The sequence below is a fragment of the Xanthobacter sp. BG11Y11_SDJG genome, from assembly GCF_057364445.1.
The window spans coordinates 1-10,181 of the sequence record NZ_JBNFNU010000136.1 but is presented as its reverse complement, the minus strand read 5'-3'; the positions used below and the strand labels follow the sequence as shown (position 1 = coordinate 10,181).

General features: G+C 70.4%; 10 protein-coding genes, 1 tRNA gene and 2 pseudogenes. 6 read left to right on the top strand and 7 right to left on the bottom strand.

Annotated elements, in window-relative coordinates; translation table 11 throughout:
- The first annotated feature begins 188 nt into the window (after positions 1–188).
- The 4 genes and pseudogenes from AC2W7M_RS12795 (at position 189) to soxA (ending at position 1,936) form a co-directional block, all read left to right on the top strand.
- Positions 189–344 (top strand): cytochrome c family protein, encoded by a 156-nt coding sequence (locus AC2W7M_RS12795; RefSeq protein ID WP_486132678.1) that lies wholly within the window; start codon positions 189–191, stop codon positions 342–344.
- Positions 345–380: 36 nt separating this feature from the next.
- Positions 381–838: pseudogene (locus AC2W7M_RS12790) on the top strand (SoxY-related AACIE arm protein).
- Entirely contained in the window at positions 835–1,155 is a 321-nt protein-coding gene (gene soxZ, locus AC2W7M_RS12785; RefSeq protein ID WP_486132677.1) for a thiosulfate oxidation carrier complex protein SoxZ, read from the top strand. Before AC2W7M_RS12790 ends, soxZ begins: the two are co-directional and overlap by 4 nt.
- The gene (soxA, locus tag AC2W7M_RS12780) at positions 1,124–1,936 is read left to right on the top strand and encodes a sulfur oxidation c-type cytochrome SoxA (protein ID WP_486132676.1); all 813 of its coding nucleotides are present in this window, start codon (positions 1,124–1,126) and stop codon (positions 1,934–1,936) included. The genes soxZ and soxA overlap by 32 nt, the downstream gene beginning before the upstream one ends.
- Before the next feature lie 119 nt (positions 1,937–2,055).
- On the opposite strand, the gene AC2W7M_RS12775 is transcribed toward soxA, so the two are convergent.
- Positions 2,056–2,313, bottom strand: coding sequence for a hypothetical protein (locus AC2W7M_RS12775; protein WP_486132675.1), 258 nt, complete (start codon positions 2,311–2,313; stop codon positions 2,056–2,058).
- A gap of 380 nt (positions 2,314–2,693) precedes the next feature.
- Between AC2W7M_RS12775 and AC2W7M_RS12770 the strand changes: the two genes are divergently transcribed.
- Positions 2,694–3,413, top strand: coding sequence for a response regulator (locus AC2W7M_RS12770; protein WP_486132674.1), 720 nt, complete (start codon positions 2,694–2,696; stop codon positions 3,411–3,413).
- Positions 3,410–4,894 (top strand): ATP-binding protein, encoded by a 1,485-nt coding sequence (locus tag AC2W7M_RS12765; RefSeq protein ID WP_486132673.1) that lies wholly within the window; start codon positions 3,410–3,412, stop codon positions 4,892–4,894. Before AC2W7M_RS12770 ends, AC2W7M_RS12765 begins: the two co-directional genes overlap by 4 nt.
- Positions 4,895–5,037: 143 nt before the next feature.
- On the opposite strand, the gene AC2W7M_RS12760 is transcribed toward AC2W7M_RS12765, so the two are convergent.
- From AC2W7M_RS12760 to AC2W7M_RS12735, 6 genes and pseudogenes are all read right to left on the bottom strand, one after another.
- A tRNA-Arg gene (locus AC2W7M_RS12760) sits at positions 5,038–5,114 on the bottom strand.
- 316 nt (positions 5,115–5,430) lie between these two features.
- A pseudogene (locus tag AC2W7M_RS12755) lies at positions 5,431–6,866 on the bottom strand (sensor histidine kinase); the annotation flags it as partial.
- A gap of 212 nt (positions 6,867–7,078) precedes the next feature.
- On the bottom strand, positions 7,079–7,450 hold the full coding sequence (locus AC2W7M_RS12750) for an HPr family phosphocarrier protein (RefSeq protein ID WP_486132672.1): 372 nt from the start codon (positions 7,448–7,450) through the stop codon (positions 7,079–7,081).
- Positions 7,419–7,820 carry a PTS sugar transporter subunit IIA gene (locus AC2W7M_RS12745; protein ID WP_486132671.1) on the bottom strand — a complete coding sequence of 134 codons (402 nt, stop codon included), beginning with the start codon at positions 7,818–7,820 and terminating at the stop codon, positions 7,419–7,421. The genes AC2W7M_RS12750 and AC2W7M_RS12745 overlap by 32 nt, the downstream gene beginning before the upstream one ends.
- 102 nt (positions 7,821–7,922) lie before the next feature.
- Complete coding sequence (locus AC2W7M_RS12740) at positions 7,923–8,414, bottom strand: HPr kinase/phosphorylase (protein WP_486132670.1); 492 nt, start codon at positions 8,412–8,414, stop codon at positions 7,923–7,925.
- Positions 8,415–8,418: 4 nt separating this feature from the next.
- Positions 8,419–10,125, bottom strand: coding sequence for a stimulus-sensing domain-containing protein (locus AC2W7M_RS12735; RefSeq protein ID WP_486132679.1), 1,707 nt, complete (start codon positions 10,123–10,125; stop codon positions 8,419–8,421).
- Positions 10,126–10,181 lie beyond the last annotated feature (56 nt).

Below are 10,181 nucleotides of genomic sequence, written 5' to 3'. Positions count from 1 at the left end.
GATCGCCGCTTCCCTCGCGCGCGGGAGACGCCGCGCGCGGCGCCGCGCTGGATGGGCGGAGCGCACCCGCAGCCTGTGCGCGCTGTGCCATGGCGGGCCGTTCGCGGAGCCCCATTCGCCGGCGACATCGCCCCGTCCCTCGCCGACGTCGCGCGCGTCTTTCTCCCGCGCAGATTCGGCTGCGCGTGGTGGACATGCGCGCCCTCTACCCCAACTCGCCCATGCCGTCCTTCCACGAGGTCGCCGATGCGCCGCGGGTCGCCGCCGCCTGGCGCGACAGGCCCGTGCTCACCGCCGCCGAGGTGGAGGACATCGTCGCCTATCTTTCGAGCCTGGGAGGCTGAGCCGTGCCGCATCGTCCCGACCCCCAACGGCGCTACATGCTGGGCGGCCTGCCACGCCGCGAGGTGCTGGCCCTCGGCGCGGCGGGCCTCCTCGTCGTGTCGCGCCCGCGCACAGCGCTCGCGCGCCCGAGCCTTGAGGCGGCGCTTGCCGGGTTCACCGGCGCGCGCCGGTACAGGACGGGCGGGTGCACCTCGACATCCCCCCGCTGGTGGAGAACGGCAATGCGGTCGGCATCACGGTGAGCGTGGACAGTCCCATGGACGCCGGCGACCACGTCACCCGCATCGCGCTTTTCAACGAGAAGAACCCGCAGGCCGAGGTGGCGGTGTTCCATCTCGGGCCGAGGGCCGGGCGGGCGCGGGTGGCGACACGCATCCGCCTCGCCACCTCACAGACGGTTCTTGTGGTGGCGCAGATGAGCGACGGTACCTTCTGGGCGAGCCGCGCCAGCGTGATCGTGACGCTCGCCGCCTGCATCGAGGACCTGACATGACACGCACCCTCGTAAACGTGCCGAAGACCGTGCGGCGCGGCGACGTGGTGGAGATCCGCGCCATGATCGCCCACCCCATGGAGACCGGCTACCGCACCGGCCCGGACGGCGCGGCGATCCCACGCCGCATTATCCACCGCTTCACCTGCGCCTACGGGGGGGAGGAGGTGTTCGCGGCCGATCTCCACCCGGCCGTCGGGGCCAATCCCTACCTCGCTTTTTCTACGGTGGCGATCGAGAGCGGCCCGCTGACCTTCACCTGGATCGAGGATGGCGGGTCGGTCCATGTGGCGACGGCCGAGATCTCGGTGGCGTGAGGTGGCGCGCGCCCGCGCCGTGGTCCTGGCTCTCGCGCTCGCGGCGCCGGCCGCCGCCGAGCCCTTGCCGATCGCGCCCGCCGAGCGGCGCTCTGGCATCACCTTCGCGGGTCCGCAGACGCGAGGCCTGCAAGCGGACGACACTGCCAATCCCGGCATGCTGTTCGTGCTCGACGGCGCGCAGCTCTGGCAGGCGCCCGCCGGCAAGGCGCAGCGCGCCTGCTCGGATTGCCACGGCGCTGCGGAACACAGCATGCGGGGCGTCGCCGCCCGCTATCCCGCGTTTGACGACGCCTCCGGCGCCGCACTCGACCTGTCCGGCCGCATCAATGCCTGCCGCGCCCGCCATCAGGGGGCGCCTCGTCTTGGTTCTGAGGAGCCCAGCCTGCTCGCCCTCGCCGCCTTCGTCGGCTTCCAGTCGCGCGGCCTGCCGCTCGCGCCGCCGCAGGATGCGCCCATGGCGTCGGCGCGGGCGGCGGGACGCCGCCTCTACGAGACCCGCATGGGCCAACTCCGTCTGTCCTGCGCCGATTGCCACGATGCGCTGTGGGCCCATCGGCTGGGCGGCAGCCCCATCACCCAGGGACAGCCCGGCGCCTATCCCATCTACCGGCTGGAATGGCAGGGCCTCGGCTCTCTCCAGCGGCGGATGCGCGCCTGCATGACCGGGGTGCGGGCGGAGCCGTTCGACGATGGCGCGCCCGAGTTCATCGCCCTAGAGGCCTATCTTGCCGGGCGCGGCGCCGGGCTGCCGGTGGAGACGCCGGGCGTGCGCCCCTGAGCCGCGGGCGCAAAAAAACCCGGCCGCTCCCTGCCCCGGAAGGGGGGAGCGGCCGGGCGTCCGGCGCGCTTTCAGGCGTGGAGGGGGCGGCTCCGGCCCGAGGGTGCGCCGAAAGGGCGTCAGCCGTTGCCGATGCCGCGGTCACCCAGCATCAGGAACAGGCGGTCCTGCTCCGAGAGGGCCGAAGCGGGATTGCGCTGCCGGTCGATCTGCTCGCCCGGGAAGGCGGGGGCCTGGGTGGTGGGGGTCGTCACCGGCGCATAGGCCCGGTGGGTCTGGCGCGGCTTGGACGAGCCGTCCTGGGCGAAGGCCCCCGGGGCGAAGGCGATCGTGGAAAGAAGAGCGGCCGAAATCGCAGCAATGACAGTATAACGCATGTGATCTATCCTCTGTTCGTTAGTCGATAACCGGAGCAGATGTGGTTCCCGGTCGGCGATGACGAGGAAGATAGGCGCCATCTGTCGCAAAACTATCGCCCGAAACCTCGATAAGTGTTGGCAAATGTAGCGGTGTCCCCGGATTCCGAACAGCTTGATACGAAATCGTCCTGCGCCGGCGCCGCAGGGCCGGCGGGATGCCGCCGGCCCGGGAGTTGCGCCGCGCCCTCCGGAGCCATGGCCACGCTGGCGCCGCGGGGTGCCGGACCTCGCGAAATCGTGGCCGACTGTCGCCGGGGAAGCGGCCGAGATACTCTGATACACTTTTTCGGCTGGGGTGGGCCGGGGTCTTCGCTATGTTCCGCGCTGGAGCGCAACGCATGGACTCTTCACCCCACATCGCCATCGTCGACGATCACCGCGACATTCGCGACCTGGTCGGCAAGTATCTGACGCAGCACGGCTACCGCATCAGCCTCGCGGACAGTGCGGCGGCGCTGCGCCGCCTCATGGAGAAGAGCGCTCCGGACCTGGTGGTGCTGGATGTGATGATGCCTGGCGAAGACGGCCTCTCTTTGTGCCGCTACCTGCGCAGCACCACCGAGCTGCCCGTCATCCTGCTCACCGCCATGACCGAGGAGACCGACCGCATCGTCGGGCTGGAGGTTGGCGCCGACGACTATCTCGGCAAGCCGTTCAACCCGCGCGAACTGCTCGCCCGCATCAAGGCGGTGCTGCGCCGGGTCAACAGCCTGCCGCCGCAGAAGGGTCGCCTTGCGGCGAAGACGGTGCGCTTCCACCGTTGGACGCTGGATGCCGGGCGGCGCGAGCTGACCGGCCAGGACGGTGTGGCGGTGCCGCTGAGTACCGCCGAGTTCCGCCTTCTGAGTGCGTTCCTCGACCATCCCGGCATCGTGCTCTCCCGTGACCAACTCCTCGACCTCACGGTGGGCCGTAGCGCGGAGCCGTTCGACCGCAGCATTGACAACCAGGTGAGCCGCCTGCGGAAGAAGGTGGAGGCCGACCCCAAGACACCGAGCCTCATCAAGACCCATTGGGGCGGCGGCTACAGCCTTGAGGCGGAGGTCGAACGCGCATGACCCGCTTGTGGAGCGGCAGCCTCGCCGCGCGCTTCATCGCCTTCACGCTTCTCTCGCTGGTGCTGTCCCAGGGGGCGGTGTTCCTCATTTCCTGGGACGAGCACGGCCAGGTGATGCGCAAGGCCTCCAAGGGCGAGATGCTGAGCCGCTGCGCCTCCCTGGTGCGGGTGCTGGAGGCGACGCCGCCGGAGCTGCAGAACGACATCCTCGCCGCCAGCAACACCACCAGCACCCGCTACTGGGTCTCCGCCGAGGCGCCGGCGGACGCGCTCGCTTGGCGCAGGGAGGCCTGGGAGCACCTTGTCCGCCCGCTGCCGCGGGTGGTGTTCCCCGGCTATGGGCCGATGACGGAGCCCCGCATCGATTCCCCGGCACAGCCGGCCGCGACCGGCTCGCCGGACTGGCTCAGAGTGCGCCCCGAGGCCTGGCCGCTCGCCCGCCCGGCCCAGTTCCAGTATCTCGACGGCGGCACCGGCATGGGCCTCGCCGTGCGCATGGAGAACGGGACCTGGCTCAATTCCGCCTTCGCCAAGCCGTCGGCGGAGGGCTTCTGGAATGCCCAGTCCATCACCTCGCTCGGCCTCACCGCGCTGCTGCTGACGGTGATCGCCGTCTTTGCCGCGCGCGGCATCACCCAGCCGCTGCGGCGCCTCGCAGGAGCGGCGGAGGCGTTCGGGCGGGGCCAGCCGGTGAAACCCCTGCCGGAAACCGGACCAGACGACGTGCGGCGCACCGCCCAGGCGTTCAACCACATGCAGGAGCGCTTGGTGCGCTTCGTCGAGGACCGCACGCGCATGCTCGCCGCGATCGGCCACGATCTGCGCACGCCCCTGACCTCGCTGCGCCTCCGCGCGGAGTTCGTCGCCGACGACGAGCTCCGCGACAAGATGCTGTCTACCATCGCCGAGATCCAATCCATGACGGAGGCGACCCTCGCCTTCGTGCGCGAGGAGGGCACCGCAGAGGTCACCCGCACCGTTGACCTCTCCGCGCTGGTCGAGAGCCTGTGCGAGGATCTCTCCGAGCTCGGCTACAACGTGGTCTTCAGCGAGGGTCCGAAGATCGGCTACCGCTGCCGGCCGGCGGCTCTGCGCCGGGCCTGCCGCAACCTGGTCGAGAATGCCGCGCGCTATGGCGAATGCGCCCGGGTGCGGATCGAGGTCGGCGCCCAGCACGTGGACATCGTGGTGGAGGACGACGGGCCCGGCGTTCCGGAGGCATTCCGCGAGCAGGTGTTCGCGCCGTTCTACCGGCTGGAGAATTCCCGCAACCGGGAGACCGGCGGCGTCGGACTCGGCCTCGCCATTGCCCGCACCATCGCCCGACATCACGGCGGCGACGTCATCCTCATGAACCTCACCCGCGGCCTTTCGGCGCGGCTCACCCTTCCGGCCTCCGAAGCCGCCGCCGCGACGTCCGCGGAGGCGGACCAGGACGCCGCGCCACCTCCGCTGGTGCTCGCGGCCGCATCGGGGCGTTAGGTCGGGGCAGCCGGGCCGAATCCAGCTATCGGTGGGGCAGGAAAGTTTGTAGCCCGTGATGACCCGGTGATGACCCGAGGGGAGTGTGTCTCTCCGCAGCAATCCTCAAGGCTCAAAAAGCCTCAATTTTTCTTGGGCTTAAATGGCGCGCCGGGGAAGATTCGAACTCCCGACCCCCAGATTCGTAGTCTGGTGCTCTATCCAGCTGAGCTACCGGCGCATTTTCCCACGGCGTCGGCCGAGGCCGGACGGGGGAGGAGGCCCTCCCCGGGGATCGCAGCGGCCTGCGCTGCGAGGACCCGTCTGCTACCCCTTTTTAGGGGGGCTGGCAAGGCAAAAGACATCGACGCGCGGCGTGTCTGGAAAGGGGGCGGCGGGCTGTGGAAAACCTGGGGGCGGACAACGGCTGGCACGGGGGGCACGGCGCGCGCAGGCTGCGCCGGGGATGTCCGCTCCGCCGGGCTCTCCCGCGCGCTCCGCGGCGCGCCGGGCTGCGCCTCAGGCCCGCAGCGTTCGCTGCGGTGGCGGGGCGTGCCCGGCTGATCCGGGATCACGATCCGGAACGCGGTCCCCGTCTCGCGCTCGAGCAGGCGGATCTCGCCGCCATGGGCGCGCACCAGTTCGTCGGCGATGGGCAGACCCAAGCCCGTGCCGCCCCGGCGCGCCGACGAGACGAAGGCCTCGAACAGGTGCGCGCGGCGCGCCGCCGGGATGCCGGGACCGGTGTCGGCGATCTCGATCTCGGTGCCGCGCGGCGTCCGCCGGGCGGAAAGAATGACCTGGTCGCGCGCGGGATCGTTCGGCGCCCGCGATTCCAGCGCCTGCACGGCATTGCGGGTGATGTTGAGAAGCACGCGGAAGAGCTGGTCAGGGTCCGCGTCCACCACCACGTCGTCCTGGATGCGCGTGCTCCAGCCGATGGCCGCTCCGGGGCCGAGGCCGAGGGTGTCGCGCACTTCATCGAACAGGTGGGCGAGCGGCACCTCGCGCCGGTCGGGCAGCGGCTCCTGTGCCCGGCCATAAGAGAGCGTCTGCTCGCAATAGGTCACGGCACGGTCGAGGGCGGCGATGAGCTTGGGCGCGAAGCGCTGCACCGTCGGGTCCGGCAATCCCGCGAGGCGGTCCGAGAGCAGCTGCGCCGACGCCAGGAGGTTGCGCAGATCGTGGTTGATCTTGGAGACGGCGAGGCCGAGCGCGGCGAGGTGGCTCTTCTGGTGCAGGGTCTGGGACAGCCCGCGCTGGAGTTCTTCCAGCGCCTCCTCGGCCGTGCCGATCTCGTCCGAGCGGCCGCTGGGGACGATGATCCGGGAGCGTCCTCGGGGTTTTCCCGGAACGCCGACATGCGCTCGGTGAGGCGCCGCATGGGCCGCACGAACAGCCAGTTGAGGGACAGATAGACCAGGGCGCCGGCCGCCACCGCCACCAGCAGCGAGGTGAACAGCACGGTGGCTGCGAAACCGAGCATGGCGCGGCGCAGTGGCGTCTCGGAGAGCACGATCTCGATGAAGTCGGCGCCCGGCGGCGGATCGCCCACCAGGCGCAGGAACCGCCCGTTGGGCGCCAGCAGCGTGTCGGCGGCGCCGCGCACCATGCTCCAGAGGCTGCCGGTGCGCATATCGATATGCACGTCAGCCTCGGGCGGCATGTCCGACATGGCGAGCAGGCGCCGGGTCTCCTCCTTCTTCACGACGATCACCTTGGCGCCGACGCTCTGCAGCAGATCGTGCGTGAGGTCGGCGGGAATCCGGTCCTGCGGCGCGGCATCCAGCACCAGAGCGGCGGTGCGCGCGGCAGCCAGGCGGTCGGACAGCCAGGCGGTGCGGTAGTTGGCGATGGTGGGCACGAGCACAGAGACTTCGGCGACCGCCACCACGCCTACGGTGAGGGCAAGCAGCTTGGCGGACAAGCCGAAGCCGCGCCGCTTGGGCGGCGCATTCACGGCCTCGGCCCTCTGGCTGGCGATTCTGAACATGCCTTCTTTACGGCGGACCAAACCCCTGCGGATCTGCGGGCCGACGCCCTGATAACGATTTAGAGAGAATAAGGATCATCGCCGCCCGCCGCCAGAGCGGCCTGGGGGTACGGTAAATTCGCCGCGCGAACGCCGATGCCCCCCCGGCGCCCGCCGAGGCGCAAGCGGGGCGCTGCGGCGGCATCAGAAGCGATGTCGGGTGGGGCGGGCGACTATTCTTCCTCGCCGAAGCGATCGCCCACCAGGGCTTCAAGGGCGTTGAGAACGCTCTCGGCCTCGCGTCCCCGGGCGGTGACGGTGATCGAGGTTCCCGGACCCGCCGCCAGCATCATCAGGCCCATGATCGACGTGCCGCCCACGGCCTCGCCGTTGCGGCAGACGCTCACCGCGGCGTCGAAGCGCTCCACGAGCTGAACGAACTTGGCGGAGGCGCGGGCATGCAGGCCGCGCTTGTTCACGATCGGCAGGCAGCGCGACAGCGTCCCCGGCGGGAGCGGCCGCCCGCAGGCGGCGGCGGGGTCGTCACATTCCGCCGGCGGGTAGCCGCCGAGCTCATTTGCCGGCAAGGACGCGGCTCGCGACATTGATGTATTTCCTGCCCGCTTCCTGGGCGCAGTTCACGGCCTCCGCGAGCGGCAGCTCACCCCTGATCTTGGCGAGCTTCACCAGCATCGGCAGGTTGATGCCCGCCACCACTTCCACGTCCGGCGAATTCATCACGGAGATGGCCAGGTTCGACGGGGTGCCGCCGAACATGTCGGTGAGGATCACCACGCCGTCACCGCTCTGCGCCTTGGCCACGGCGTCGATGATGTCGTGGCGACGCCGCTCCATGTCGTCGTCCGGACCGATGGTCACGGTTTCGATCTGAGCCTGCGGCCCCATCACATGCTCCAGCGCGGAGCAAAATTCGACGGCGAGGCGGCCATGGGTGACGAGGACGAGACCGATCATGTTTCCTCCGCCTTCACCCCCATGAAGGCCTCCCGCAGCGCGGGAGCAGCATATTCAGAGCGGCTCAAAAATACGCAAGGGGTGCAGCGCACAAAAGCACATTTAGTTTTGGTAATCCGCGCTCAAGATCGCGGCAGCCAGCAGAAGCGCCGCCTGGTCCGATGTCGGGCTTGCGATGCGCTGCAATGTGCATCCGCGAATGGGATGCACAAGTGCATCCGGAATAGGCATGCGCACCAACTGGGCGTCCGGGTCCAGTTCCACCGCATGGGTCAGCTTGACCTGCGGACGGTAGGGCAGCCGCCGCACGCCGAGCCCCCGCACCTCGATGAGGCCGGCGAGCAGCGGCGGCGGCCGGGCGGTGAGGATGCCTCCGGCCGCGTCGAGGATCACGCGATCGTCCGCCACCAGTTCGGCGGGCGGCAGGGCGCGGGGCGCATCGAGGATCAGCCGCAGCGCCAGCGTGGACTTGCCGGCGCCGGATGGCCCAAGGATCAGGATGCCGTGGTCGCCGACCGCGACGCAGGTGCCATGCACGGTTGCGGGCGTCGCGTCGGTGGGCGTCGCGTCGGTGGGCTCGCCCGAGCTGCCCATGGCGTCAGACCTTCGGCAGGCGCACCACGAAGCGCGCGCCCTCCACAGCCGGCGCGCCGTCGGCGTCGGTGCCCATGCGGTTCTCGGCCCAGATCTTGCCGCCGTGCGCCTCGACGATCTGCTTCGAGATGGAAAGGCCGAGCCCGGAATTCTGGCCGAAGCCCTGGTGCGGCCGGTCGGTATAGAAGCGCTCGAAGATGCGCGCCAGCGCGTCCGGGCGGATGCCCGGCCCGTCGTCGTCGACGATAATCTGCGCGCCCTCCTTGAGGCGCCGGCAGGTGACGCGCACGGTGGCGCCGCGCGGCGAGAAGGACCGGGCGTTGGACACGAGGTTGTCCACCACCTGGCCGAGACGCGAGGCATGGCCCGCCACCTCGAAGTCCGCCGGCGCGCCCGGGCCGCGCTCGAAGGAAAGGGTGACGCCGACGCCGTCGTCGCTGCGCACGTCCTGCGCCATGCCCACCACCGTCTCGAGCAACTGCTTGAGGTCCACCGCCGCCGCCTCCTGGCGCTGCAGCTCGGCATCGAGGCGGCTGGCGTCGGAGATGTCGGAGATCAGGCGGTCGAGGCGCTTCACGTCGTGCTGGATCACCTCCAGCAACCGCCCGCGGGAGGCGTCGGACTTGGCCAATGGCAGAGTCTCGACGGCGCTGCGCAGGGAGGTGAGGGGGTTCTTCAGTTCGTGCGCCACGTCGGCGGCGAAGCTTTCGATCGCCTCGATGCGGTTGTAGAGCGCGCCGGTCATGTCGCGCAACGCCCGGGAGAGATGGCCGATCTCGTCCGAGCGGGCGGAAAAGTCCGGGATCTCCACCCGCGTCTTGATGCGCCGGCGCACGCGCTCGGCCGCGGCGGCGAGCTTGCGCACCGGGTCGGCGATGGTGCCGGCGAGCAGCACCGAGAGCAGCACCATGACGGCGGCCGCCACCAGGAAGACGCGGACGATCACGAAGCGCTCGGCCTTGACCGCCTCATCGATCTCGCCGCCTTGGGTGGAGAGCATCAGCACCCCGAGGATGGCGCGGAAGCGCTGGATCGGCACCGCCACGGAGATCACCACCCGGCCGCGGTCGTCGACCCGCACCTCGGCATCGTTCACGCCCACGGCGGCGGCGGCGACCTCGGGATAGTTCCGGCCGGCCTGGGGGCCGAACTCCTTGTAGAGCGGCAGGTCGCCGCGCCCGAACCAGAGCTGGAGCGCGTGCCAGGCGCGCTCGAACACGGTGGGCGCCGGCTCGGCGGGATCGGGCAGGTCGAAGCGCAGGATCTCGCCGCGCGAATAGAGCGAGCGGGAATCGAGCAGCAACTGGCCGTCGCGGTCATAGATGCGCGCGCGCGTGCCGGTCGGCCCGACGAGACGGCGCAGCACCGGGGCGACGCGCTCGGGATTGATGGGGAACTCGAAACTGGAGAAGCCCTCCTCGGACGGTCCGTAGCTCTCGCCGGCCTGCAGTTCCAGGAGGCGCTCCGGGTCGAGGGTGATGGCGTTGGTTTCCACCTGGGCGGAGGAGGCGATGGCGGCGGCGATGATCTCGCCCTGAACCATCAGGCTCTGAACGCGCGCATCGATGAGCCCGGCGCGGAACTCCGACAGATAAAGGATGCCGGACACCAGCGCGCACAGCCCCGCGAGATTGAGCAGCACGATGCGGCGGGTGAGCGAGGAGAAGCTCTTGAAGGCGACGAAGCGCCGGGCGCGGCCGATGGCGCCCATGAGGCCGCCGCGCGGCCGCGCTCCATCGGGGCGTGGGCGTTCCGTCCGGCGGCTCG